The organism is Mycobacterium shunyiense, from assembly GCF_058270035.1.
Genome location: NZ_JBZDPT010000047.1, coordinates 255336 through 280898, shown reverse-complemented (window position 1 = coordinate 280898; position 25563 = coordinate 255336). Strand labels below are relative to the sequence as shown.

The 25563-nt window shown below is 67.0% G+C and carries 26 protein-coding genes; 9 read left to right on the top strand and 17 right to left on the bottom strand.

From position 1 onward, the window contains the following. The 4 genes from AC4ELS_RS28560 to AC4ELS_RS28545 form a co-directional block, all read right to left on the bottom strand. Complete coding sequence (locus AC4ELS_RS28560; RefSeq protein WP_448443352.1) at nt 1–534, bottom strand: thermonuclease family protein; 534 nt, start codon at nt 532–534, stop codon at nt 1–3. Between the two features lie 6 nt (nt 535–540). Beyond that, the gene (locus tag AC4ELS_RS28555) at nt 541–741 is read right to left on the bottom strand and encodes an excalibur calcium-binding domain-containing protein (RefSeq protein ID WP_448443350.1); all 201 of its coding nucleotides are present in this window, start codon (nt 739–741) and stop codon (nt 541–543) included. Nucleotides 742–904: 163 nt separating this feature from the next. Continuing rightward, nucleotides 905–1549, bottom strand: coding sequence for a TetR/AcrR family transcriptional regulator (locus AC4ELS_RS28550; RefSeq protein WP_448443348.1), 645 nt, complete (start codon nt 1547–1549; stop codon nt 905–907). Next, a complete protein-coding gene (locus tag AC4ELS_RS28545) occupies nt 1546–2373 on the bottom strand; it encodes an SDR family NAD(P)-dependent oxidoreductase (RefSeq protein WP_498886281.1) in 828 nt (275 codons plus the stop codon). The genes AC4ELS_RS28550 and AC4ELS_RS28545 overlap by 4 nt, the downstream gene beginning before the upstream one ends. A gap of 178 nt (nt 2374–2551) precedes the next feature. On the opposite strand from AC4ELS_RS28545, the gene AC4ELS_RS28540 reads away from it, so the two are divergent. Next, a complete protein-coding gene (locus tag AC4ELS_RS28540) occupies nt 2552–4108 on the top strand; it encodes an acetolactate synthase large subunit (protein ID WP_499050321.1) in 1557 nt (518 codons plus the stop codon). Here AC4ELS_RS28540 and AC4ELS_RS28535 read toward each other — a convergent pair whose 3' ends face one another. Both AC4ELS_RS28535 and AC4ELS_RS28530 read right to left on the bottom strand, forming a co-directional pair. Continuing rightward, nucleotides 4109–5107: a class I SAM-dependent methyltransferase gene (locus tag AC4ELS_RS28535; RefSeq protein WP_448443342.1), complete on the bottom strand. Its 999-nt coding sequence runs from the start codon at nt 5105–5107 to the stop codon at nt 4109–4111. It abuts the gene before it with no gap. Between the two features lie 47 nt (nt 5108–5154). Further along, the gene (locus tag AC4ELS_RS28530; RefSeq protein WP_064878050.1) at nt 5155–5397 is read right to left on the bottom strand and encodes an LPXTG cell wall anchor domain-containing protein; all 243 of its coding nucleotides are present in this window, start codon (nt 5395–5397) and stop codon (nt 5155–5157) included. Between the two features lie 46 nt (nt 5398–5443). On the opposite strand from AC4ELS_RS28530, the gene AC4ELS_RS28525 reads away from it, so the two are divergent. Continuing rightward, the gene (locus AC4ELS_RS28525) at nt 5444–6187 is read left to right on the top strand and encodes an SHOCT domain-containing protein (protein ID WP_448443340.1); all 744 of its coding nucleotides are present in this window, start codon (nt 5444–5446) and stop codon (nt 6185–6187) included. Between the two features lie 2 nt (nt 6188–6189). Here the strand turns inward: AC4ELS_RS28525 and AC4ELS_RS28520 are convergent, their stop codons facing one another. The 4 genes from AC4ELS_RS28520 to AC4ELS_RS28505 all read right to left on the bottom strand — a co-directional run bounded on the left by AC4ELS_RS28520 (nt 6190) and on the right by AC4ELS_RS28505 (nt 10528). Further along, complete coding sequence (locus AC4ELS_RS28520; protein ID WP_448443338.1) at nt 6190–7563, bottom strand: styrene monooxygenase/indole monooxygenase family protein; 1374 nt, start codon at nt 7561–7563, stop codon at nt 6190–6192. Nucleotides 7564–7628: 65 nt separating this feature from the next. Further along, nucleotides 7629–8771 (bottom strand): beta-mannosidase, encoded by a 1143-nt coding sequence (locus AC4ELS_RS28515; RefSeq protein ID WP_499050318.1) that lies wholly within the window; start codon nt 8769–8771, stop codon nt 7629–7631. 36 nt (nt 8772–8807) lie between these two features. Continuing rightward, entirely contained in the window at nt 8808–9440 is a 633-nt protein-coding gene (locus AC4ELS_RS28510) for an MBL fold metallo-hydrolase (RefSeq protein ID WP_499050316.1), read from the bottom strand. After that, the gene (locus AC4ELS_RS28505; RefSeq protein WP_499050314.1) at nt 9437–10528 is read right to left on the bottom strand and encodes an S-(hydroxymethyl)mycothiol dehydrogenase; all 1092 of its coding nucleotides are present in this window, start codon (nt 10526–10528) and stop codon (nt 9437–9439) included. Before AC4ELS_RS28505 ends, AC4ELS_RS28510 begins: the two co-directional genes overlap by 4 nt. Before the next feature lie 102 nt (nt 10529–10630). On the opposite strand from AC4ELS_RS28505, the gene AC4ELS_RS28500 reads away from it, so the two are divergent. From AC4ELS_RS28500 to AC4ELS_RS28490, 3 genes are all read left to right on the top strand, one after another. Next, the gene (locus AC4ELS_RS28500) at nt 10631–11515 is read left to right on the top strand and encodes a chemotaxis protein CheY (protein WP_448443330.1); all 885 of its coding nucleotides are present in this window, start codon (nt 10631–10633) and stop codon (nt 11513–11515) included. An 11-nt stretch (nt 11516–11526) separates the two neighbouring features. Then, a complete protein-coding gene (locus AC4ELS_RS28495) occupies nt 11527–12360 on the top strand; it encodes a serine hydrolase domain-containing protein (RefSeq protein WP_448443328.1) in 834 nt (277 codons plus the stop codon). 113 nt (nt 12361–12473) lie between these two features. Continuing rightward, a complete protein-coding gene (locus AC4ELS_RS28490) occupies nt 12474–12986 on the top strand; it encodes a DUF3145 domain-containing protein (RefSeq protein ID WP_064931052.1) in 513 nt (170 codons plus the stop codon). A 4-nt stretch (nt 12987–12990) separates the two neighbouring features. Here AC4ELS_RS28490 and AC4ELS_RS28485 read toward each other — a convergent pair whose 3' ends face one another. The 5 genes from AC4ELS_RS28485 to AC4ELS_RS28465 form a co-directional block, all read right to left on the bottom strand. After that, on the bottom strand, nt 12991–13515 hold the full coding sequence (locus tag AC4ELS_RS28485; protein ID WP_448443326.1) for a hypothetical protein: 525 nt from the start codon (nt 13513–13515) through the stop codon (nt 12991–12993). Between the two features lie 4 nt (nt 13516–13519). Further along, nucleotides 13520–15787, bottom strand: a complete 2268-nt coding sequence (locus tag AC4ELS_RS28480; protein ID WP_499050310.1) for a glycoside hydrolase family 183 protein — start codon at nt 15785–15787, stop codon at nt 13520–13522. Between the two features lie 125 nt (nt 15788–15912). Further along, complete coding sequence (locus tag AC4ELS_RS28475; protein WP_448443322.1) at nt 15913–17367, bottom strand: flavin-containing monooxygenase; 1455 nt, start codon at nt 17365–17367, stop codon at nt 15913–15915. Next, nucleotides 17364–18293, bottom strand: a complete 930-nt coding sequence (locus tag AC4ELS_RS28470; RefSeq protein WP_448443320.1) for a patatin-like phospholipase family protein — start codon at nt 18291–18293, stop codon at nt 17364–17366. The genes AC4ELS_RS28475 and AC4ELS_RS28470 overlap by 4 nt, the downstream gene beginning before the upstream one ends. Then, the gene (locus AC4ELS_RS28465; RefSeq protein WP_448443318.1) at nt 18290–19174 is read right to left on the bottom strand and encodes an SDR family oxidoreductase; all 885 of its coding nucleotides are present in this window, start codon (nt 19172–19174) and stop codon (nt 18290–18292) included. The genes AC4ELS_RS28470 and AC4ELS_RS28465 overlap by 4 nt, the downstream gene beginning before the upstream one ends. Nucleotides 19175–19280: 106 nt before the next feature. Here AC4ELS_RS28465 and AC4ELS_RS28460 point away from each other — a divergent pair, with 106 nt between their 5' ends. Both AC4ELS_RS28460 and AC4ELS_RS28455 read left to right on the top strand, forming a co-directional pair. Then, a complete protein-coding gene (locus AC4ELS_RS28460; RefSeq protein ID WP_064878028.1) occupies nt 19281–19916 on the top strand; it encodes a TetR/AcrR family transcriptional regulator in 636 nt (211 codons plus the stop codon). 15 nt (nt 19917–19931) lie between these two features. After that, nucleotides 19932–20966 (top strand): alpha/beta hydrolase, encoded by a 1035-nt coding sequence (locus tag AC4ELS_RS28455; protein WP_498886293.1) that lies wholly within the window; start codon nt 19932–19934, stop codon nt 20964–20966. Here the strand turns inward: AC4ELS_RS28455 and AC4ELS_RS28450 are convergent. Beyond that, a complete protein-coding gene (locus AC4ELS_RS28450; protein ID WP_463804927.1) occupies nt 20891–21790 on the bottom strand; it encodes a diacylglycerol kinase in 900 nt (299 codons plus the stop codon). The two genes, AC4ELS_RS28455 and AC4ELS_RS28450, sit on opposite strands and share 76 nt — an antisense overlap. Next, nucleotides 21787–23367 (bottom strand): FAD-binding oxidoreductase, encoded by a 1581-nt coding sequence (locus AC4ELS_RS28445; RefSeq protein WP_499050815.1) that lies wholly within the window; start codon nt 23365–23367, stop codon nt 21787–21789. The genes AC4ELS_RS28450 and AC4ELS_RS28445 overlap by 4 nt, the downstream gene beginning before the upstream one ends. Nucleotides 23368–23417: 50 nt before the next feature. Between AC4ELS_RS28445 and AC4ELS_RS28440 the strand changes: the two genes are divergently transcribed. Both AC4ELS_RS28440 and AC4ELS_RS28435 read left to right on the top strand, forming a co-directional pair. Further along, a complete protein-coding gene (locus AC4ELS_RS28440) occupies nt 23418–24002 on the top strand; it encodes a TetR/AcrR family transcriptional regulator (protein WP_064878020.1) in 585 nt (194 codons plus the stop codon). Beyond that, nucleotides 24002–25549 (top strand): glycerol-3-phosphate dehydrogenase/oxidase, encoded by a 1548-nt coding sequence (locus AC4ELS_RS28435; RefSeq protein ID WP_498886391.1) that lies wholly within the window; start codon nt 24002–24004, stop codon nt 25547–25549. Before AC4ELS_RS28440 ends, AC4ELS_RS28435 begins: the two co-directional genes overlap by 1 nt. Nucleotides 25550–25563: the final 14 nt, after the last annotated feature.

The following is a 25563-nucleotide window of genomic DNA, read 5'->3' as shown; positions in this document are numbered from 1 at the left end:
TCAGCGCGGAACCGACTCGGTATTGCCGTCACACGGTGGACCCCACAGGCCGCGATGCGCTTGTCGCGCTTCGTTTTCGGCCGCCGAGATGGCGTCATAGCGGGTGACGGGGCGGTGACCATACACGTAGGCGTGGGCCATCCCGGCCCGCGCGGCCTCCACTGAGTAATCCCAACCGTCGGCGCGGACCAGGTACGCCAGGGTGCGCCCATATCGATCGGTTCTGTCTTGAGTCGGATCGGGCTGAAGTGCCACCCGCTGTCCGACCATGTTCGACCTCGCGAACTCCGTCGCCTCCGGGCCCCAGCAGCCGACGGTGTAGCCGGGCTTCTTGGTCTCAGGCGTGTCGATACCCAGGATTCGCACGCGAAGTCGGCCCCGCACATCGTCGCGAATGTCGATGGTGTCGCCGTCGACCACTCGCAGCACCACTGCTGTCGTGGCGATGGGGTCGGCCGAGGCGGGCAGAGGGGTGATGAGGGCGAACAGGCACACTACGACACCGACAACGCGGATCGCGCTTGTCGATGCCATGACCCGCTAGGACTTCTTCTCGCAGGCGATGCCGTCACCGTCGCTGTCGAGGTGGGAGGCATAGCCGGGATCGTCCGTCGTCATGTTGGACTTGCCGTCCGCGTAGGCGTCTTTGCAGTAACGATACGGCGGGTCGGCCTGTGCCATGGGGGCCACACCGATGGCGCCGCCGATCAAGGCTGCTGCGAGGAGAAAGGCGCGAAACATGGGAACTCCCTTGTGATCTTGAATTGACGGTATCGTAAGTAAGCGCATCGTAGAATGTGCGAGCCCGTCGGAGGGTGCGTTTGCCGGGAAATCTCATCAGTTGCGCCCGGCAAGACTTGCCGACCGGACGCCTATCGACCGAGCGCGAGTGGCGTCGCCCGGATCAGCCTCGCGTGAGCGCGTCGATGGCCGCCGTCGCCTCGGAGGTGTAAGTGATGGAGCGGTCGAGTGTGGCCGCGGTGCGCAACGTAACGGCCAACGCGGCAGCGGCGAGGTCGACGAGGACCTCGATGTCCACGTCGCGGTGGGTGATGCGGTCGATCATCATCTCGTCGAGGAAACCGATCCAACCGTGCATGGCGATGCGCAGGCCAGGCGCGACGGGCTCGGCGATACCCAGGGCCGACAGGATGCGTTGAGCTCCCGACCATCGGAGGTGTTCGACGGCCGACTGATGTTCGGGATCGGCGCCCAGCGCCCCACGCAGCAGCGCGACGAAACTGCCCGAGTACGAATCGATGTGGGTGATATGGCTGCGCAGGGCATGGCGTAACTGATCTGCCAGGCTCGCACCCGGCGGTGCGGCGGCGGTCTGAACCGCAGCGATCTCCTCGGCGATCTCGTTCATCACCGCCAGATACAGGCCACGCTTGTTGGTGAAGTGGTGGGCGATCAAGCCGTAGGCCACACCGGCGTCCTTGGCGACCTGTGCCGTGGTGACCTGATCGTAGGGCCGTGTCGCGAAAAGTCTCCGGGCCGCATCGATGATGAGCTGATGCCGATCGGTCGACTTGGCTTGCGTGTTCACCGAATTGGCCCGGCCAGTGCGCCGCGGGTATCGACCCGCCGGCCGCCCACTGTGGCGAGCATCCGACCCAAGGCTGGAACCTCCAGGGGGATAAGCGAATAGCGTGGATGGACGACCCGGCGGGCGCCGCGCTCGAGCCCGCGGACGATGGCCGCTGCGGTGGACGCGGGCGCCACCGGCGGCAACGTCGGTGGCGGGGTGGTCTTCCACGGCAGCTCGTCGATGTCGCGCAGCGCTGTGTCGGTCGCACCGGGCACCACCTCCACCACCCGGATGCCGGTCCCGGCCAGCTCTAGCCGCAGCGACTTCGTCGCCTGGGCCAGAGCGGCTTTGGATGCGGAGTAATAACCGAGCAGGGGGAGTGGCACGGCCTGAACGGTAGAGGTGACGTTGACGATCACACCGGAATCGGCCGCGCGCATGGCCGGCAGCAGTGCGGAGGTGAGCGCCAGCGGGGACCAGACATTGACCTCGAAGACGGCGCGGGCGGCGGCCGAGTCAGCCACGAGCGATTGCGCTCCGGTCAAGTTGGTGCCGGCATTGTTGACCGCGATGTCCACCCCGCCGAGCGCATCCAGGGCCCGGCGGCCGAGTTCGACTGCGGAACCGGGGATGGCCAGATCGACGGGGAGTACGGCGGGGCGGGGCACTCCCGTGCCCGCAATCTCGTCGGCGAGGTCGTCGAGCAGATCCTTGCGGCGGGCCGCGAGCGCCAGCGTCGCGCCCCGCTGCGCCAGGGCCAGCGCCAGCTCGCGTCCGATCCCGCTCGATGCGCCGGTGATCACAGCCTTCGTGCCGGAAAGGTGGATTCCGCGGTGTCGCATGGTCTGGCTCCGCTCAGCCCGTGGGGATGTCGACCCGATGTGGACGATGTAGACCCACGGTGCCAGACTGACTGATAATCAGTCAAGGTCTGGTAGTGGCATCCCGAACGGCTGCCGACCAAGATGGACGGGTGCACAACGGCTGGCAGAAAACTGAAAACGGCGCGGGGAGCGTCTCGTGAGCACCGGCGCCGAAGTGGTGGTGAACCGGCTGCTGGCCGAGGGCGTCGACGTGTGTTTCGCCAACCCGGGCACCTCGGAGATGCATTTCGTGGCCGCGCTGGATGCCGCTCCGGCCATGCGTCCGGTGCTGTGTCTGTTCGAAGGCGTCGCCACCGGAGCCGCCGACGGATACGCCCGCATCGCCGGCACTCCCGCGGCGACCCTGCTACACCTCGGCCCAGGGATGGCCAACGGTCTGGCCAACCTGCACAACGCCCGGCGCGCGTTCACTTCGGTGGTCAACGTCGTCGGCGATCATGCGACCTACCATCAACCGCTCGACGCGCCGCTGGAGTCCGACATCGATGCGCTCGGGTACTGGACGGGCGGTTCGGTGCACCGGCCCGAATCAGCCGCCGACCTCGATGCCGCCGTGCACGGTGCGGTGCAGAGCGCGACTGGCACGCCCGGACGTGTCGCCACCCTGGTCCTGCCCGCCGACTATTCCTGGGGTAGTGCGCCGCAGAACCCCTTGCCCGACACAGGCATCGAATATCCAGTTGACGACGGACCGGCCGGCCTCCTGGATGTCGCCGGTGCGGCCGAGTTGCTGCGCACCCAGGGGGAGCGCGCGGTGGTGTTGCTGGGCGGTGCCGCGACCCACACGGAGGGTCTACGGGCCGCGGCGCGGATCGGCGCGGCAACCGGGGCGCGCGTGCTGGTCGAGACTTTTCCGGCCCGGCTGGCCCGCGGACGGGGCGTACCGCCCATCGAGCGGCTCGGCTACCTGGCTGAGCAGGCCACCCAACAACTCTTCGGGGCAACGCATCTGGTGTTGGTCGGCGCGAAATCGCCGGTGTCGTTCTTCGCCTATCCGGGCAAGCCGAGTGTGTTGGTGCCCGAAGGTGCCGAGGTCTGTGCTCTGTCGGTGCATGAATTGGCCGCACTGGCAGACGAATTGGGCGGTGAACTACCCGCCCCGCCGCCGCCCGTCCCGACCGAGTTGCCCACCGGCCCGCTCAATCCACAGAACCTGGCGCAGGTGATCGCGGCGCTACTGCCGGAGAACGCGATCATCTCCGACGAGGCCAACACCAGCGGCGTGTTTCTGCCGGCGGCCACTGCAACCGCTCCGCGCCACGATGTCCTGACCCTGACCGGCGGCGCCATCGGACAGGGCCTGCCGGTCGCGGTGGGAGCCGCAATCGCCGCGCCGGACCGACCGGTCATCGCCCTGCAGTCCGATGGCAGTGCCGCATACACCATTTCGGCCCTGTGGACGATGGCCCGCGAACAGCTCGACGTCACCGTGGTGATCCTGAACAACCACGCGTATGCCATCCTGCAGCTCGAGTTGTTGCGGGTGGGGACTCAGGCCAACGGGGAACGGTCGCGTTCACTGCTCGACCTGAGTCGTCCGGACATCGACTTCGCCTCGATAGCACAGGGATTCGGAGTTCCGGCCACCCGGGCCACCACGGCCGATGAGCTTGCCGACCAGTTCCGCGCGGCGCTGGCGGAGCCGGGACCGCATCTGATCGACGCGGCCCTGCCGGCCTGGTCGCCGGTTTGATCACTGGCTCGGCCGGCGCTTCTCCAACACCACCGCGGCGATCGGGATGCGCATCTCCTCGGGCTCGGCGGACAGCCGCGCCGCGATGCCCGCATGCAGCCGGTCGTAGAACACCGGCAACCGGTCGAGGCCACCCTCGAGCGTCGCCCCCAGATCGGCGAATGCCGTGAACTTGAGGAAGTCGGCCCAGCGAGTGCCGAAAGCGCCTGCGTCCCTGTCGCTGCGGTAAGCATTGAAGATTCGGTCCTCCGCCTCGATCAGTTCGACGTGCTGGATCTCAAGCCGCTCGAACCGCCCCGACGGGGCGAACGGTGCGGTGAAATCCACGGCACGCCGTCCCGCGATCGGCAACGACATCCGCGTCGCCTCCTCGGCGCTCACCACACCGGTGGCAATCAGCTCGGTCAGCGCACCGACGACGGCGCGGAACAGCGGGCGGTAGCCCAAATCACCGTCGTCGTCCACTGCCGTCGTCAACACCACCAGGCGACCACCCGGACACAGTTCGCGGCCGCGGAAGGCGATGAACTCGTGCCAATCGTGAGCTGCCTGCCTGGCATAGGCGGCGCGCACCTGCTCGTCGTTGCTGTAGGCCGCGATGACGTGGTCGGCGACCGGCATCGGCACCTTGCTCAGTCGTGCTACCGCCCAGGCCGACCAGCCCAGGTGCACGCTGTTCGACGGCAGGATCTGGCTGTAGAACGACCGGCCGATCGCCGAACTGAAGGTGGCCGAATCCCTGTACCGATAGGACTCCGGATCCTCCTCCAGAATCCGGAACATCGTGGAGAAGTCGTTGTCGGCGACATCGGTGTGCGTCACCAGAATCGAGTGCTCGGGTCGGGTGCGGCTGCGCACCGCCGCGATGGCGGCGTTGATCGGTTGCATCGAATTGTGCGCGGTGCCGGCTCCGTAGTCGGCGATGACGACGGGTTGAGGCGCTGCCGGGATCGGTACCGTGTGCGCCGCGAGCTCGAGAAGCTTGATCGCCGAACTCATTCCGGCGGTGTGCGGGCGGGGTGTGGCTCGGCGCGGCCTGGCCATGATCAGGTTCGCCGTCGCCGACGCAGCAGCAGTCCGATGAGTACGCCCATGACGAAAATGATGACCAAGATGAACCACATCGGCGACTCGACGGTCACCCAGAGCACGTGTACACCCACCCGATCACGGTTCTGCGCGACGAAGATCGCGGCCAGGGCGACCAAGATCAACGCCACCCAATAGCGCAGCGCCAACCGGCGTGCCGGTCGGGCGGTCTCGGTGCTCTGCGTGTCGTCGCGAGGCATACCCCGACGGTAACCCGCTACCGACCGGCTATGACACACTTCGGCGATGAGTAACGGAGGGGGCGCCCCGCGGACGGCGATCATCGTGTCCGTCGTCGCCTTGGTGATCGGTGTTCTCGGCATCATCGCGTCGGTGATGGTGAACGCGTTCGTCATCGCAGATGACGATGCCTACGGCGAGGTGCCGATCCCGGGCTCGGCGAGTTTGGAGTTGCCCGCCGGCGACGTGGACATCGCCTACCGCGCCACGACCCTCACCGTGGGCGGCAAGGGGGTGATGGTGCCTCCGATCCAACTGGCCATCACCCCGCCGGCCGGAGTGGCCACACCGCTCATCACCGACTCGATGAGCAGTTCATCGAAGACCAACCGGGAAATCACGGTGCGGGTCTTCACCGCCCACATCAAGGAGGCAGGGACCTACCGTATCGACGCCAAGGCCTCGGTCTTCGAGTCTCAGAATCCCAGGCTGACATTCGGGCACAGCAGTCCCTACTACTGGGTGATGTGGCCTTTCATCGGGATGACGGTGCTGGCCGCTGTCGCGCTCGGCCTGTCGATCATGTGGAGCCTCCGTTCGGGGAAGCGGCCGACTCCGCCACCCAGCTACCCGCCGACGTACGCACCGACCGGCACCCCGACGTACACCCCGACATATTCCGGATCCCAGGTTCCCGACGATCAGGCCGTCCGGCTCGAACAGCTCAAAACCATTGCTGCCCTGCGTGATACCGGTGCACTGACCGAGGTCGAGTTCGAAGCGGAGAAGCGCCGGATCCTGGGGAGCTGAGGCTAGGCGGCCCGCGTCACCAGGCCGGAGCGCTGGAAGGATCCGACCGGCACGAACCGCTCCAGTAACGCGTCAGCCGGCTCACCGGAGAACTCGGTGATCAGCTGCTTGGCGGCGGCCACCGAGTCGAGACGTTCGACCGGCCTCGGATCATTCAGCAGCCCATAGAGTTTCGAGGCGAACCGCGGGCTGCCCTGCGCCGCCGCGAAGAACAGGTTGCCGTACTCGGCCAGCTCGGGATCGGACAGGAACAACCGGGTGACCAGTTGCGCGGCCCGTGCCCGGTCCGCATAGAAATCCTCGAATGCGTTGCGCAGCCAAGCCTCGTCGAACGGTCCGTCATGTTGGGCTGCCTTGCGCACCAGTACTGCGGCCTGTATCAGGCCGCCTTGTGCGCCCTGACCGGCGATCGGATCGTAAGACACCGCGGTATCGCCCAGCGCGGCCACTGGATGACCACTGGCGGTGCGGCCCACCCCGCCACGCACCACCTGGGTGACGGCGCCTTTGAGCCACGAGTGCGGATCGGCCTCGATGGTCCTGAGCTCACCGACTTCGGGCAGGTCCCAGTCGATGAAGTCGCGGTGCAGGGCGGTGACGATGTCGAGCGCGGATTGCGCGTCGTGGGCGCCGGCGAACCGGTGCTCCCACTCGCTACCGGGGCGGGCCCAGCCCAGGAACGCCCAGGTCGGTCCGGCATCCTTGTGCAGGTACCCACCCCACCAAGCCTCGCCCTGATCGGAGACCACAGTCAAGGCGCTGTGGCGGCCCCCTGCGCCGCTGCGGTGGGCGAAAACCTCAGGACCGTAGGGTAAACCGGTCAATGTCACCGTCAACAGGCTGCGCTGCGGCCGATCGTAGGCGGAGCGCTCGGCGTCGACAGGAAACAGGGACGACAACCCACCGCGGCCGGTCGCAACCAGCGTGAGGTCGACACTCGCGGCGATCTCGTCCAGGCGCACCGGGTCTACAGCCTCGACCACGAACGTTCCGCCGCGCTGCTGGAACAAGGTGAGCCGATCATCGGCCTTGAGCCGGGTGTCCACCGCGAGCCCGACGAAGCCGTCGAAGTCGACGTCAAAGGCGATCTCCTCCGACCGGTCCGGACCGGAACCGTCCACCACGCGCACACTTTCCCCGGTCAAGGTCGGGGCGGTGGCCAGATAGGTGTTCAGACCCAGCGACTCCTCGGCCCGCTGGGCCTCCCCGAAGATCAGCGCGGTGCCGGTGGCCGGAACGTCATCACGCAAACTGCGTTGATCGCGGTCGTTGTAGAGGGTGACCGCAAATCCGTTGTCCAGCAGCCCGAGGGCGGCCGTCACGCCGGTTTGTCCCGCACCGATCACCGCTGCGGTCCGCCCATCTGAACTCGTCATGGGTGCCACTATGGGCGGGTCGACGCCTGCCGGTAAGGAACTGGCTCAGCGTGATCGCAACCTCTCTACCCGGGGGTGTTGCCGATCATAGACAGCAAGGGGTCGGCGGGACCGATGTCGAGGGTGCATTCGCTGGGCCGTGGATCTGGCACGAAAGCCCAGAACATCGCTCCTGCGGCCCCGAATGCGTGCATCTTTTCGATGGCCCCGCCGAGGACCTGTTTCCGCTCACGCAGCGATGCACAGGAACCTGCCTCCATGCCGATCTCGGCGGCAAACAACGGCTTACCTACGGCACGGGTTTGCGCGACGCGGCGTTGTAGCCCGTCGTAAGGGTCTCCGGGCAGATAGTCCATCTGCTCGTAGTAGTGGTACTCGAGCACATCGACGCCGGGGGAGGCGGCCACCATCTCGAACTCGTCTCCCGCCGACCCGCACTGCCCACCGCCGGCGTGACCGCTGAAGATGATGGCGCCAGGGTCCAATTCGCGAATCCGGGCCCCGGAGATGTCCAGGAACGTGCGCAGTGTTTCCGGAGCGGTGGCATGGCAACTGCGCTTGGTCCAATGGCAGGTGTGGTCCAGGCAGTAGGACGGCTCGGGTTCACCCACTGCAGTCCACCCGGCAACCGATGGCGAGCCGCCCCAGCGCTTGACGGCGGTGTCCAGCCACGCGGTGAACGTCATCGGTAGACCGTGCGAGACTTCGGTGCGCCAGCCGCCCGCGTACCAGTCGTAATCCTTGAAATAGTCGTTCTCGCAACCGCCGTCGTCACTGGTGAGCACAGCGATCAGGAGCTGGCCGTGACGCTCGGCTGCGCGGAACACTGCGTCCAGCGCGGTGAAATCGAGTTGCCCGGTGTATTTGTTCACCGCGAAGCTGGAGTAGGCGTTGAACCGCGTCACCGAATGCGCCGGCAGGCTGCCGAAGTACGAGTCGAGATCAACCTGTGCGCCGCATCCAGCATTGACAGACCAGTTGGTGGCCAGCTGGTAGGCGTTGATGCCGATCGGCCACACCGGTTTGCCATCGATGGTGAGCGACGTTCCCGAGACACCAAGCCGCGGAATGGCTGCCTGGCCGGTGGTGGGCTGGGCAGTCGTGCCGGGCAGTGGCGGCATCGGCTCGGGCGGCGAAGGCGAACAGGCCATCGAGACCAGCAGTGCCACGCAAAGCAGCACCGCGGTGCGAACTGGCCTGTCGACCATTGAGTCAGGTTATCGACTCGCTTCCCGCCGCAAGGGCTAATGCCCGCGGGCAACCCATTCGTCGTAATGGATGATCTCGTCGCCGATGGTGGTGGTGTCTCCGTGCCCGGTGTAGACGACGGTTTCTCCGGGCAGCATGCCCAGTCGCTTGGAGATGGAGTCCAGGATCGTGGGGAAGTCGGAGAACGACCGACCGGTGGCACCCGGGCCGCCCTGGAACAGGGTGTCGCCCGAGACCACCGCGCCCAGTTCGGGGATGGACCAGCACACCGAGCCGGGGGAGTGTCCGGGGGTGTGCAGGGCGTGCAGTTCGAGGCCGCCGGCCTTCAGCACGAGACCGTCCTCGACCGTGCGGAAGTCGTTGTCGGGGTGCATGACTCGCCACAACATCTCGTCGGCGGGGTGCAGCAGCACCGGTGCGTCCAATGCCTTGCCCAGTTCGGGTGCAACGGTGATGTGGTCGTTGTGGCCGTGGGTGCAGACCACTGCGACGACGTTGCGGCCGCCCACGGCCTCGATGATCGGGGCGGCGGTGTGGGCGGCGTCGAACACGATGACGTCACTGTCATCCCCGACGAGCCAGATGTTGTTGTCGACGTCCCAACTGCCGCCGTCCAGTTCGAACTTGCCGCTGGTGACTACCCGCTGGATCTGCGAAGGTCCGCTCATTTCTTCAACACCACCACCGAGCGCAGCACCTCGCCGGCGTGCATCTTGTGGAACGCATCCTCGATCGCATCCAGCCCGATGCGCTCGGAGACGAACTTCTCCAACGGCAGCCGGCCCTGCAGGTACAGCGAGATCAGGGTGGGGAAGTCGCGTTCGGGCAGGCAGTCGCCGTACCAGGAGGACTTCAACGACCCTCCGCGGGAGAAGAAGTCGACCAACGGCATCTCCAGGGTCATGTCCGGGGTCGGCACACCGACCAGCACCACGGTGCCGGCCAGATCGCGCGCGTAGAACGCCTGCTTCCAGGTCTCGGGGCGTCCGACCGCGTCGATCACGACATCGGCGCCGAACCCGTCGGTCAGATCCTGGATGGTCTCGACTGCGTCGAGTTCACGGGCGTTGATGGTGTGAGTGGCCCCGAAATCGCGGGCCCAGTTCAGCTTCTTGTTGTCGGTGTCGACGGCGATGATCTTCTTCGCGCCGACCAGAGCGGCACCGGCGATCGCCGCGTCTCCCACACCGCCGCAGCCGATGACGGCGACGGTGTCGTCTCGGGTGACCGCACCGGTGTTGATCGCCGCGCCGATGCCGGCCATCACACCGCAGCCCAGCAGGCCGGCCACGGCCGGGTCGGCCTCGGAATCGACCTTGGTGCACTGGCCTTTGTGGACGAGGGTCTTGTCGGCGAACGCGCCGATACCCAGCGCCGGGGTGAGTTCGGTGCCGTCGGTCAACGTCATCTTCTGCGCAGCGTTGTGGGTGTCGAAGCACAGGTGCGGGCGGCCACGTTTACAGGCGCGGCATTCCCCACACACCGCGCGCCAGTTCAGGATCACGAAGTCGCCGGGCTCGACATGGGTCACACCTTCACCGACGGATTCGACGGTGCCGGCGGCTTCGTGGCCGAGCAGGAACGGGTATTCGTCGTTGATGCCGCCCTCGCGGTAGGTCAGGTCGGTATGACACACGCCGCAGGCGATGATGTCGACCACCACCTCACCGGGACCCGGATCGGGGATGACGATGTCGACCAGTTCGACCGGCTGACCTTTGGACCGAGAAATCACACCACGCACCGTCTGGCTCATGCCTATAACCTAATGCAAACCGGACAGGTGTCCAATTAGTGGCCGGATCTCGTCGTCCACTGAATCTCGGCCCGGTGGAGCGTCCGCGCGTTACCGTGGGTTGTGGTCGACGATCGAACCCAACTGCTCGTGGTCGCACGCTCTGCGTATCAGCGAAATGACTGGCGTACCAGCTACGAATCCTTCAGCCGAGTCGACGGCGTGCTGTCCCTCGACACCGACGATCTTGCCGTGTACGCCGCGGCGGCCTGGCGGCAGGGTCATGGCCGCGAATCGGTGCGGATCAACGAACAGGTACACACCCGGCTGCTGCGCACCGACCAGGTGCAGGCCGCGATGAAGGCGGCCGAACTCGGCCTGGCCTGGTTGGCTCGCGGTCACGTGTCGCTGGCCGGCAGTTGGGGGCAGCGGGCGCAGATGCTGCTGGACGGCGTCCCGGAGACCACCGCGCACGGTTACCTGGCATACCTACTCGCGGCGACGGCGGTCGATACCGGCGACAACGACCGATTCGGCGCTGAGACGCGGCGGTTGTCCGTCCTTGCAGAGAACTTGGACGACGCCGCCTTGGCCACACTGGCGCGGGCGCTCGGCGGGGTGGCGGCCGCCGCTGCAGGCGATCCGGCCGGTTACCAGGCGCTCGATCAGGTGCTGCTGCCGGTGCTCGATGAGCCGGTGCCGGTGGAATGGGCGGCAGATGTGTACCGCCGGGCGTTGAGCCTGGCGCACCGCCAGGGCGCAGGTGATCGGTTGACGTCGTGGACGCAGTCGATGCAGCAGTGGTGTGAGGCCACCGAACCGGACTCATCGGAGTCGGCTTACCGCGCGGTCCTCGACGTGCACCGGCTCTCGGCGGTTGCGAACCCCGATCCGGGGGAGTTGGTCCGGCGGGTGGTCGGACTGCGTCGCCTGGTCGCCGACGTGGATGCGGTGGCGGCGAGCATGGTCGAGGAGTTGCTGTCCCGGAGTCTGGGGCGTGCCCGATAGATTTGGTGTCGATGAGCGCCGCCGAAGTCCTCCGCGTTATCGATACCTGGCCCGTCGAGACAGCGGCTGCTGCAGTGGTCGGCCCCTCGGGTGTGATGGCCGGCCATGGCGATCTGGACAAACCCTTCACGTTGGCCTCGGTGACCAAACCGCTCGTCGCCCGTGCCGCGCAGATCGCGATCGAAGAGGGCGCGGTCGAACTCGACACTCCGGCGGGCCCGCCCGGTTCGACGATCCGGCACCTGTTGGCTCACGCCTCGGGCGTGTCGATGCGCTCGGCCGAGGTGCTCGCCAGGCCGGGGCAGCGTCGGATCTATTCGAACTATGGATTCGAACTGCTGGCGCGTGCTGTCGAGGATGCCGCCGACATCGAGTTCGCCAGCTATCTGACCGAGGCGGTCTTCGCGCCGCTGCAGATGACCAAGTCCACTCTGTTGGGCGGGACGCAGGCCGCCGGGTTCGGCGGTGTATCGACCGTCGGGGATCTGGCGGCATTCGCCCGGGAGTTGCTCCGCCCGGCGTTGGTGTCGCAGCAGCTGCACGACGACGCGGTGACAGTGCAGTTTCCCGGGATCGACGGGGTGTTGCCGGGCTTCGGGGTGCAACGGCCGAACGACTGGGGGCTGGGCTTCGAGCTCCGGAACGGAAAATCGCCGCACTGGACGGGGTCGGCGAACTCCGCGCGCACGTTCGGGCATTTCGGCCAGTCGGGGACGTTCCTATGGGTCGATCCGGCCGCTGACCTGGCCTTGGTGGTGCTCACCGACCGCGACTTCGGCGACTGGACCTACCCGCTGTGGCCTGCGATATCTGATGGAGTGCTGAGAGAAAACGGGACACACTAGCGCAACACTGGCCACACAGGGCACAATAGACACGCGCGGCACACACAACTGCATGCTCGATCGGAATACCAGGCCGTTGGGGAAGACGTCCCTCGTATCCGAAGGAGTAGCAGATGCGTGCGTCGAACCAGTTCGCCGACGCGGCGACGGGCGTGGTGTATGTCCATGCCTCACCCGCGGCGGTATGCCCGCATGTTGAGTGGGCGTTGTCGTCGACCCTGTCGGCGCGGGCGAACCTCAAGTGGACGCCGCAACCGGCCATGCCCGGCCAGTTGCGCGCGGTGACCAACTGGGTTGGGCCCGTCGGCACCGGGGCGCAGTTGGCCAATGCCCTGCGCTCCTGGTCAGTGCTGCGCTTCGAGGTGACCGAGGACCCCAGTGCCGGGGTGGACGGGCACCGCTGGTGCCACACCCCCCACCTCGGTCTGTGGAGCGGTGCGATGAGTGCCAACGGTGATGTGATGGTCGGTGAGATGCGGCTGCGTTCCCTCATGGCCGGCGGCGCCGACATGCTGGCAGCCGAACTCGACACCGTGCTGGGTACCGCATGGGACGAGTCGCTCGAGCCCTACCGCAACGGCGGCGACGGCGCCGAGGTGTCCTGGCTGAACAGGGGCGTGGGGTAGCTCGTCAGCTACGCGCCCAAAGGCAGTAGCCGCTGAGCTTCGTCGTGAACATGTGGTCGCTGACCTCGATCGTCAGCGACTGGCCCGGGTCTGCGCTGAACGTCTGCGGCTCCGACGTCCTGCCTGCGCCCAGGACATCCACAACTTCGGCGCCACAATGGGCCTCGGCAGTCTGCGGGGTCCCTGTCCAGGTGCCCGCCCGGGCTTCCGGGTTTCGCCTGCCCTGCCCGTGCAGGATCACCTCGGGCCCGGCGGTCAGCCAGCGATCCGACGAGGGATAGGGGCCGCCGAACGTCTGCCAGCTCCCGGCCGTGCACTGCAACAGACGCCGGTTGTTGCCGGTCTGTGCGGGATCGGCAGGGGTCAGTGCCCCGTCCAGGTTCTCGGCGCACGACGAGTCTGGTTGAGGCGCCGTGGTTTCGGACGGTCCCTGCGGCACCGGCTCGGGGTCGGCGTGCGCACAGGCACTCGTGCTGAGTGCGGCAACCACGGTGAGGGCCGCCGCACACAACGCGAACGTTCGAGACATCCGGCTACACCGAGACCGTCTTCATCGTGGACAGGTCGGTCTGCATCAACCGGACGTTGTAGTCACCCCAGTAGGAAAGGTTGTAGTACAGGTACTGCGAGTTGTCCTCCACGACATTGCCGTTGGCGTCGACCTTGTTGAAGTAATCGGTGCCCGACATCGGGTGGACCATGGGCGCATACATGCCGGTGTTGGACGTCAGGTTGTTGTTCACCAGCGTCGTCGTATCCGACCATTCACCCTGCGGTGAATCCGACACCCGCATCACGACGTTGTTGCCGCCATCGGTGTAGAGCACGACGTACTTGCCCAGATACTCGTTGTACTGCACCGACATCTCGCTGACATTGCCGCCCGTGGGCAGCCCGCCGACCCAGATGCCGTTGGCGATCTTGGTGAACAACCCGAGGGTGAAGAAGTCCGCCACCTTGTAGAGCGTCGGCAGGAAATCGGTGCTGCTGGAGCCGAACACCGGAGCCGCCGCCGACGGATCACCCGTCACCCACTGCCCGGCGCCGCTGGAATCCTCACCCGAGAAGTACTCGTAGGCATCCAGGTTGCCGATCTGATCCTTCTGCACCCGGGCCACGTACGCCGAACCCTGCCTGCCCGAAGGAGTCCCGTACACGTAGACGTACGGGTCGGTCGGGTCGTCCGACATCACCAGCGCATTCTGCTGGAAATGCTCGTCGCCCGGGACGTAGGCCGGTCCGGCTCGGAACCAGCCCGACGAGCGCACGGTGTCGCGGTCGACGGTCCAGGTCTTGCCGCCGTCGTCGGAGTAGGCGATCGCGGAGTAGTTCGTGGTCCAGCTGCCCGGGTTGTCCCAGGTGCGGACCGACATCACCGTGGCGTACTGCCGGTAACCGCCCTCGGCGCCGGGGTTTTCGATCGCGATGGCCGACGTCGGGATCATCGTGTAGGTCTGGCCGAACAGTCCGTTGAGGCCGCCCGGGTCGTAGATGATCTGCGTGGCGCCGGCCGGGGCGCCCCCGGTGCCGTACCACTGATGAGTCCCGCCGGGGTCGCCTGGATACTGCGCCCCGGCATTGATCACCGCACCGTTGAATTGCAGACCATCGGACAGATCGGTGTCGATCGTGCGAAACAGTACGTTGTTGCGCCAGTCGCCGGCCATGCCGGGCTCGCTGTAGGTATCGCCGAACAGCGTGTAGATGACCGGTTTCCCGGTCACCGGGTCGGTGTAGCCGCTGTTCCACATGATGCCCAGGTCGGTCCCCGCGACGTACCAGTGGTCGGTGACGCCGGGGCCGGTGACCCACCCGAGCTTGGAGGTGTAATTCGCCAATGACGACGGGACCTGGGGTTTGGGCGTCAGGTCATCGGTCTGCACCGCGGCATTGGGGGCGGCGGCCGCCATCGGCTGGATCTCGCCCTCGGCGACCACCGATGCGGCGTCGTTGGCCGACACCACGCGCGAAGCGACCGGATTGATCGACCGCTCGAATTCCCTTCGTGTCCAAGCCATCATGGCCCACAAAGCGGGGGACTGACCAGGTGCGACGGGGCTGCTACCCGCACCGAACGGCGACAGCCCCGCGACGCTCAGCAGGGCCGAGACAACCGGAGGTGCGCTGACCTTGGATGCGGTGGCCGGCGCAGCCGGGACGACGGTCTTCTCCGGCACGATGTCGGGGATAGCGGGGATGTCGAACTTCGCGACGTCGGTGCCCAAGGCGGAGACGACGTCGTGATTGCGCTGGTTGATGTTCTCGGCAACCTCGTTCAGACGTACCACCACCGTGTTGGTGTTGGGGCGTTGCGCGCGCTTCAGCGTCGGTGCAGACGTCGCCGCGTCCGCGGCGGTCCGCGTGCTGTCTGTCTTCGTGCTGATGTCGGCCTTGTTGCCGGTCTCGGGCACATTGGTGAGTGTGCCCTGAATCTTGCTCCGGGCCTTGGTGGTCCGGTTTTTCAGCGGGCTGCGAGCGGTGTCCAGGCGGCTCTGCGTTTGCTTGATCGTGTCGCTGACATCATTCAGTCCCGACTCGACGTCCTTGCGGATCCGCTCGCCGATCTTCGACAGTGCGCCGGACGGAGTCGTGGCCGGCTTCTTGATCGTCGATGGTTTGCTCGGGTTCTTCTTTGTCCCCGAGCTTGGGGTGGAACCGTCGGAGCTGCCCGTCGTCGATTTGCCGGGATCACCGGACCCGCCGTCGGCCCAGGCGATTCCGGTCCCGGAAGTCAATGCTGTGCCGATGCCGAGAGCAACGGCCAGCGCGCCGACGCGGCCGATGTATTTGGTCGATTCCATGACGCTCCGTACCAGTCCACTCCACTCAGAACCCCGACCCAGACGAAACGTACCGCGTGCCGTTCACGGTGTCGGGCAAACACGCCGATTCGCCGAGAGTGGGGCGGCACTGCGAAGTCCCGCCGTCACCTGATCCGGTAGTGGGCGGGGTCCGGCGCGGACAACATGCGCGTGAGGGTAGCCCGGTCGAACGGCCACAGGTCGATGGTTCCGGCGTCGGTGAAGTACCACGAATTGCATCCGGTGTTCCAGACCGTCGGCCCGAGCGCATCGGCGACGGCGGCGTTGAACTCGTCGGTGGCCTCTTCGGTGACCTCGACCTCGCAGAGTTCGCCGTTCTCAAACCGCTTGAGCCAGGCCACGATGTAGCCGGCCGTGCACTCGGCCGAGTACTGCAGCGGGATCGACCCCGTCGGTGAGTTCGGGCCCAGCACGGTGAACAGGTTCGGAAACCCGGGAATCGTCGTCATGCGGTACGCCCGTGGGCCCTTGACCCATGCCTCGTCGATGGTGATCCCGTCGCGGCCCACGACGGTCATCGGTCGCATGTAGTTGTGTGCCTGGAAACCTGTGGCCAGCACCGCGACATCGACGTCGTGGTGCGTGCCGTCGGCGGTGCGGATACCCGTCGGGGTGAATTCCTGGATGGGATCGTCGACCAGGCTGGCGTTGGGGCGCTTGATGGCGCGGTAGTACGTGCCCGAGACCACTTGCCGTTTACACAGCGGTTCATAGTCCGGAGTGAGTTTGGCCCGGAGCGTACGGTCACGGACCTGGGCGGCCAGGCTCCACCGGGCGTAGGACTGCACCAGCTTGCGCCGCCACGAGGGCGTGGTGACGACGTCGGCGAGGATGTTGGATCCCCACTGCAGACGTCGGAAGAGAAAGTCGTGCCATCCCGGCCGCCGATGCAGGACCTTGGCGAGCACCGACGACTGCCGTAGCGACATCGGTGCCCACAGGATCCACTGCGGGGATCGGGCGAAGTGCAACAGTGTGCGGGCCTTGGGTTGCAGCGCCGAAACCACCTGCACGCCGGTCGATCCCGTACCGATGACGGCGATGCGTCGACCGTCGGTCTCCACTTCCGGATCCCACCGGGCGGTGTGCACGATCTGCCCGCCGAAGGTGTCCATGCCGGGAATGTCGGGTATCGACGGATGATGCAGCACCCCGGTGGCGCAGATGACGAAGTCGGCCGTCAGGGTGTCGCCGTCGGCCGTCGTGAGTGTCCATGCCGTGGCGGTGCTGTCGTAACGCGCCTCGGTGACTTCGGTGTCGCACCGCAGATGGGCGTCGAGTCCGAACCGTTCCATGACATCGCGGTGATAGCGCTGAATGTCCTCACCGGTGGCCCAGATGTGGCTCCAATCCGGTTTCGGTGCGAACGAGAACTGGTAGATCTGCGACGGTACGTCACAGGTGAGTCCCGGATAGCGGTTCCAGTGCCAGACGCCGCCGACGTCCGAACCTTTTTCCAGGATGGTGAAATTCGTGAATCCGGCTTGCTGAAGTGTGTAGGCGGTGGCGATTCCGGCCATCCCCGCGCCGATGATGACGATGCGGACTTCGCGGCTCATCGAGCCTCCTCGCTGACGGCGAGCGCCCGCCGGACGGTGGTGGGTGCGGTGAGCATCGATGCCTCGAACGCCGACTGCCGCCGGTCACGGCGCATGAAGTGGGCACCCAGGCCTGCGAGATCTGCCGCATCGGGCCGGACGAGGACGACCTGCGTGCCACGCGCCCGCACTGCCGCCACTTCGCGGTCCAGGCCCACCGACATCGGCCGGCGCAGCAGACCGCGCTCCAGCCTTCCGCCGAGTCCCGGTGCGCGCGTTCCCGGTTCGGAGGCCATGGGAGTGATCACGCAGATGATCTCGGCTTCCTCGGGGCCGATCAGATCGACCGATGCCGTCGAGGCGGCGCCACCGTCGACGAAGTTCCTGCCGTCGATCGAGACCGGTGGCATCCAGCCGGGGACCGCCCAGGATGCGCGTAGGGCTTCCCCTGCGGTGGCCTGCGGCGCACCTGGCGCTCCGAAGACGACCCGCTCGCCGCGCTGGTAGTCGAACGCGACCATCCGGGCACCGGGGTGTCGCATCCAACCTGTGCCCTCGGAGAATCCGTCGGCAAGGCGCTGCAACCAGTCGGTGTTGCCTCGACCGACAGGGGCGATACCGGTGGCGGCGGCGAGACCCTTTTGGCTGACGAGCAGCCGGGGGTTGAGCAGGCGGGGCACAGGAATCGGCGGCAGGCTGGGTGGTGTGTCCGCGATGTGGCGACGCAGGCGCTCATCGGTAGAGGTGCCGCGCTGCATCGAGATCAGATCGTCCACCGTGGCACCGCCGCCGAGCATCGTGACAAGCTCGGCTCCTGCCGAGGTGCCCTGCAGCACGGCAGCGTCGCGCGGATCCCATCCGGTTGCTTCGGCCAGTGCATGCAGCGCCGCGACTGTCCACGCCCCTCCGATGGTCCCACCGCAGCCGATCGCCAGTGCCTTGGTCATGGTGTCACCTCGGAATCGGACTGTGCGGCATGTGCTTTCGACTGCCGGTCGAGACGCTGCTGGTAGCTGGATCGGCCGCGCGCGTCGAGGGCGGTCAGAGCGCGACGGTCGTCGATCCTGGCACGCACCGCGCTCTGGAGCGCTTCGGGTACCAACGCGTCCACCAGGGCCCATCCGGGAGCGACCCAACCCGGCACCGACGTGCGGGCGGCGTGAGTGCGGACAGTCTTGAGGATCGTGCGCGCGACGTCATCGGGATCCACTGTGGGAAGGCCGTTGCCGAGCTGTACGCCCGAGGTGAGTTCGGTTCGAACCGCCGACGGCAGCACTGCCGACACGGTGACCCCGGTGCCCGCGTACTCGCGCCGTGCGGCCAATGACGCGCCGAGTGCGGCGAACTTGCTGGCGTTGTAGGTCACCATGCCGGGGATCGGGATCATGCCCGCCATCGACGCGACATTGACGACGTGACCGCGACCGCGGGCCACCATCGACGGGACCACGGCGCGCATGCCGTTGAGGACGCCACGAACGTTGACGTCGAGGATCAGGTCAGTGGTGGACTCCGGTTCGGCATCGAAGGCTCCGAGGGGCATGACCCCGGCGTTGTTGACCAGGATGTCGACGCGGCCCGATTCCCTGATGACGTCGGAGACGAAACCCTCCCACGACGACCGCTGCGTGACGTCGAGGTAGGCCGCCCGGCAGCCGGGGATACCGGCCACGGTCGTCGCGGCCACATCGCCATCGACATCTCCGATCCATACCGTGGCGCCACGGGCCGAGAACAGCTCTGCTGTCTTGGCGCCGATGCCCCGCGCCCCACCGGTGATGATCACCACCGCGCCGTCCACCGGCGCTTGCCGCTGTGAAAACCGCACGTCATGCCTCCCCTGAAGTCGCTTCACGACCGTTCGGATACTGACGGTATCTGAATACTTTGAGTTAAATCAATACCCGAAGTCTCCTGCGCTCTATCATCAGCGCATGCCGCGGCTGACCAGGGCTCAACGCCAGGAACAGACGCGGGCCGAGCTGTTGCAGGCCGCCAAAAAGCGCTTCCTGAGCCACGGGTATGCCGCCACGAGCCTCGAAGACATCGCCGACGACGCGGGCTTCTCCAAGGGCGCCGTGTACTCCAACTTCGGCAGTAAACCCAACCTCTGCCGCGACGTCCTCGAGCTGATCCATCGCGAGAAGTTCGCCGAGATGGCCGAGCTCGCGATATCAGATGCCGAGTTGGACACCCGCGTGGAGGCGTTGAGCGCCTGGCTGGAGCGCACCGCAGGCGACGTCGGCTGGACCATGCTCGAACTCGAATTCGCGGTCCTGTCGCGGAACAATGCCGAGCTGGCCCAGATGATCACGGCGTTGCGCAACGAGGCCGCGCAGATGGTCATCGACGTAGTCAGGTCGATGTCTGCCGAGTTGGGCCTCACCGAAACGCAATTGGTGAACAGCGACGTGGCAGCGAGCCTCGAGGATCTCGGCAGTCTGCTGCTCAGCGCCGGGATCGGCCTCGGTATCCAGCGGGCCATCGATCCCTCGGTGCCGGCACGGCCGTTCACCGACGCATTCGGACACCTGGTGAAACTGCTTGCCGCCCTGGGATCGCCGAAGTAACCCGAAGGAGTTTGGATGGTATTACCGGCCGCCGCACTGTCGACCCGACGCCCGAGTCGCAGATCCCGGGCGTGCTACGGCATCGCCCGCCGAACCCTCCTCGTCCAGGTACGTCGATCCGTCGCCTATCAAGGGAGTCGATCTGCCGAGGATCGTCTCGCGGCAATCGGTCGTCGCATCAATGCGTTCGCGCGGCTCCAGCGACTGCGCCCGAAGCGAGGGCTGCGGGTCAGCCGGATCACGCTGGGGCGCGTCACCGTGGAGACCATCCGCACCGCCGAAGCTGCTCACCGCCCCCTGTCTGACGGCGCCATCCTCTATCTGCACGGCGGAGGATTCTTTCTCGGCGGCTTCGACACCCACCAGCACGTCGTGGTCGCACTTGCCCGGCGAACCCAACTTCCCGTGGTGCACGTCGAGTATCGGCAGCACCCTGATGTGACCGTCGACGAGTCCGTCACGGACTGCCTGCGCGTCTACCGCTGGATGTTGGACCAGGGCGCGGAGCCGGCCAACACCATCGTGGCAGGTGACTCGGCAGGTGGATTCCTCGCATTCGCAACCGTTCTCGCTGCCCAGGCGCACAACGTCGGTACGCCCGCGGGCGTCATCGGGGTCAGCCCGCTGCTCGAACTCGACGGAGAACGCCGCTCCGGCCATCCCAACTTCGCCGAGGACAGGATGGGAATCGGACTTGCCCTGCCGATGATCGTCGAATGCGTCGGCCCCAAGGAGTCGGACGGTCATGCCCTGTCACCGGTCAACGGAGTGCTCACCGATTTCCCGCCCAGCCTGATCATCGCGGCGGAATCGGAGGCACTGCGTTGCGATGCCGAACGCATGCATGAAGTGCTGACCGATGCGGGGCGGTCGTGCGCGCTCAAGGTCTGGCCCGGTCAGCTCCACGCTTTCCCGGCGTTCCTGCCGTTTCTGCCGGAGAGCCGGGAGGCCCGCGACTGCATGGTCGAGTTCATTCAGGATTGCTTGGGCGCCAGTAAGCGCAGTGCGGCCGGCACCGCGGACACCGTGACCGGCAACGGGGCTGCGTAATCCCCGTCGGCGTAAGCGTTTATCCCTGGGCATTCCACGTGGATCATCTTGGCCCGCTTGGTGGTCACCTCGTCGAGATCGACGTGGGTGCCCTTGAAAACCGTGGGGAACAAGCGGATCAATCTGGTGCGGGATGCCGACGTGATCATCGTGACGTCGAGCAGTCCGTCCGAATGGTCGGCCCCCGGGCAGATCAACATGCCGCCGCCGTAACTGCGGGTGTTGCCGAACGCCGCCAGGGTGAGGTCGGTGCGGATCTCCGGGCCGTCGTCGAACGTGAGCCGGAACGGCAGCAACCGTAGCTTCGAGATCTCCGCGACCATCGCCACGTTGTAGCGCATCCGGCCGTGCGGCCACCGCATCCGGTTGGTTCGGTCGCTGACCAGCGAATCGAACCCGGCGGCCATCACGGTGCCGAACCACTTGACCGTGCCGGCGGAATCCTCGATGTGACCGAGGTCGACCGTCTCGGTGTGGCCGTCGGCGATGACGTCGGCCGCGGCCTCGGGATCGCCTGTCGGCAAACGATATTCGCGTGCGTGGTCATTACCCGTCCCGGCCGGGACGATGCCCAGTGGGATATCGCCGGTGGCCAGCGCCTGCAGGGCCAGCGAGATCACCCCGTCGCCTCCGACGACCACGAGGGCGTCGGTGCCGCGGTCGAGTGCCTCGTCGACCAGGCGGCGGGCGTGCGCGGCGTCGGTCCCGACGATGGCGCACACGTCGATGCCGCGCCGCTGGAGCTGCGCTACCGCCCGCTCGGCCGCATGCGGCGCATTGCCATGTCCCGACAGGGGATTGGTCAGAACCGTGACCCGATTCACGGAATCAGCTTGCCCGGGTTGAGGATTCCTGCCGGATCCAATGTGGCCTTGACAGCGCGCAATACCTGGGCGCCGAGGTCTCCGATCTCGTCCCGCATCCACGGGCGGTGGTCCGCGCCGACGGCATGGTGGTGGGTGATGGTGCCGCCGTTGCGCACCATCGCTTCGGAGGCCGCGGTCTTCGCGGCCTGCCACTGCTCGATCGGGTTGCCGCGCTGGGCGGCGACGACCGTGAAGTAGAGCGAGGCGCCAGTGGGGTACACATGCGAAATGTGGCACATCACCAGTGCCGGCGTGCCGGATTCGGCGAGCGCGGTGGTGAGGGCCTCGGTGACCGCGGCCTTCAGCGTGCCCAGGTTGGACCACGTGGTGGCGGTCTCCAGTGTTTCGCACAATGCACCGGCGGCCAGCAGTGAATCACGCAGATACGGTGCGTTGAACCGGCCGTGCTCCCAGCCTCGCGCCGGGGCCTCGCCCAGCGACGTGCCGCCCTGGGCTTCCAGGACTGCGCGGGTCTCCTCGTGGCGGCTCTCGGTGTGCGCCGCGGTGCCCTCGAACAGCGTGATGGCCAAGCAGCCCCCGGTGATGCTCTGCTCGCCGATGCTGTCGGTGGTGGCCAGGTTCACCCCGGTCTCGGCCTCATCGGACAGCCGGATCACTGTCGGTCCGGTGCCGGTCTGGATGACCGCTCGCAGCGCCTCGGCGCCGGTCGCGAAATCCGGGAAGGACCAGGCTTCGTAGCGCGTGGTCTCGGGTACCGGGTGCACGCGAACCCGGACCCGGGTGATGACACCGAACACCCCTTCCGAACCGAGGATCAGCTGGCGCAGATCCGGGCCGGCCGCCGAGGCCGGGGCGCGGCCGAGCTCGAGCGTCCCTGCCGGGGTCACCGCGCGGAGGCCGCGGACCATGTCGTCGAAACGTCCGTAGCCGGCTGAATCCTGGCCGGAGGACCGGGTGGCGGCGAACCCGCCGATGGTGGCGAACTGAAAGCTCTGCGGAAAGTGGCCCAGCGAGAAGCCGTGTGCGCCGAGCAGGGCCTCGGCCTGCGGTCCGGTGACGCCTGCACCCAGTTCGGCCTCGCCGCTCACCTCGTCGAGGCTGTGCAGCGCGTCGAACCGGCGCAGATCGAGCGCCACGACCGCGGCGAAGTCGCCGCGCAACGGATCGAGGCCGCCCACCACGCTGGTCCCCCCGCCGAACGGGACGACCGCGATGCTGTGTTCGGAACAGTAGGTCAGGATCGCGGCGACCTCGTCGTCAGTACCCGGCAGCAGGACCGCGTCGGGCGCATCCTGGACACCGGAACCATTGCGGCGCAACAGGTCCAACGTCGACTTGCCTCCGGCGTGCAGTAGCCGTGACATGGTGTCGGTGCCGCAGTGTGGTAAGCCGACGATGGCGGCGAGGGCCTCACGATCGCCATCGGACAGGGCCGACGGCTGCAACTGCGCCTGCTCGGGTGTCGGCTCTGCCGCCGGAGCCGCGTCGACGCCCAGCGCCTGTTGCAGCAGGGAGCGGATCCCTTCGGACAGCGGCTTGGCCGCGTCCGGATCGCCCCAGGCATTCCATTTCATCGGAGGCAGAAACTGTTCGGCCGGCTGAGTCATGCGTTACAGTATTACACATGATGTCAATCAGTAACGAGGGATCGCTGAGCGACCAGATCTTGGATGCCGCCGCGAGCTGCGTGCTGGCCTTCGGCGTGGACCGGGTGACCCTGGCCGAGATCGCCCGCCGGGCCGGGGTCTCCCGCCCGACCGTGTACCGGCGTTTCCCCGACACCCAGTCAATCCTGGCTGCGCTGCTCACCGCGCGGGTCGTCGGAGTCCTCGATACGACCGAGGTGGGCGGCCCCGGCCGGGCGGCGCTGGTCGACCGCATCGTGACGGTGGCCACGCGGCTGCGTCACGACGAGGTGATCATGGCGGTGCTGCACTCGGCGCCGGAGGTTGCCATGGTCTACATCGCCGAGCGGCTGGGCACCAGCCAGCAGATCCTGATCGATGCACTGGCCGGGGAACTCAAGCTCGCCCAGGAGGTGAGCTCGGTACCCAACCGGGTCCGGGCAGGTGATCCCCGTCAGCTGGCGACCATGTGCCTGCTGATCACCCAGTCGGCGATCCAGTCCGCACAGATGGTCGAGCCCATCCTCGACGCCGACGCCCTGGCGGTGGAGCTCACCCACGCACTGAATGGATACCTGGCATGATGACCGGCCCGACGGCGCTCAACCACGCAAGGCGCACAACCGAATTGGCAGCACTCGCCGACGGCGAGCAGGTCGACGTCATCGTGATCGGTGGTGGGATCACCGGTGCGGGCATCGCCCTGGACGCCGCCACGCGGGGTCTGAGCGTGGTATTGGTCGAAAAGCACGATCTGGCCTTCGGGACCAGTCGGTGGAGCTCGAAACTCGTGCACGGCGGACTGCGCTACCTGGCCACCGGCAACATCGGGATCGCCCGCCGCAGTGCCATCGAACGCGGAATCCTGATGACCCGCAACGCACCTCATCTCGTCAAGGCCATGCCGCAGCTGGTGCCGCTGCTGCCGTCGATGGGTCGCGGGTCACGTGCGTTGGTGCGCACCGGATTCGTGGCCGGCGACGGCCTGCGCAGGCTCGCCGGGACCAGCGCGTCGACCCTGCCACGCTCACGCCGGGTGGACGCCCGCCGGGCCGCCGAACTGGCGCCGACCGTGCGTACCGAGGGCCTCGACGGCGGCTACCTGGCGTATGACGGCCAGCTCATCGACGACGCCCGCCTGGTGACCGCGGTCGCCCGCACCGCCGCGCAGCACGGGGCCCGCATCCTGACGAGGGTGTCGGCAGGCGCCGCCGGCGCGACCTCGGTACGCCTGACCGACGAACTGACCGGCGATTCCTTCGACGCGACCGCGCGGATGGTGATCAACGCCGCCGGTGTATGGGCCGGCGATCTCGACCAGGCGCTCACGCTGCGGCCCAGTCGCGGAACACATCTGGTGTTCGATGCCGCCGCGTTCGGCAATCCCACCGCGGCCCTGACCATTCCGATACCGGGGGAGTTGAACCGGTTCGTCTTCGCCATGCCTGAACAGCTCGGCCGGGTCTACCTGGGGCTCACGGACGAAGATGCCCCGGGGCCCATACCCGATGTGCCGCAACCCACTCCGGCTGAGATTCGTTTCCTGTTGGACACCGTCAACACCGCGCTGGCCACCGACCTGACCACCGAGGACGTGCGGGGCGCGTATGCCGGGCTGCGGCCGCTGATCGATACCGGGCAGGGCAATACGGCCGACGTGTCCCGCGAGCACGCGGTGGTGGAGTCGGCGAGCGGGGTGATCAGCATCATCGGCGGGAAGCTCACCGAATACCGCTACATGGCCCAGGATGTGCTCGACCGGGCCTTAACGCTGCGCGGGCTCACCGCCTCGGGTTGCCGCACCGCCAACCTGCCGCTCGTCGGCGCACCGGCCAATCCGGTGTCCACCCTGCGATCCGAACACGCATTGCCGTCCTCGCTGGTCGCCCGGTACGGGGCCGAGGCGCCCAACGTGATCGCACGGGCGCGGTGCGCCCGACCCACCGAACCGGTGGCCGAGGGAATCGACGTCATCCGTGCCGAATTCGAGTACGCCGTCACCCACGAGGGCGCGCTGAGTGCCGACGACATCCTGGACCGGCGCACGCGTATCGGGCTGGTCAGCGCCGACGGGGACCGTGCCGCCGGCGTGGCCGCCGAGATGATCGCTGAATTCGGGGAAGTCGAGTAGTCGGCGCTGAGGAC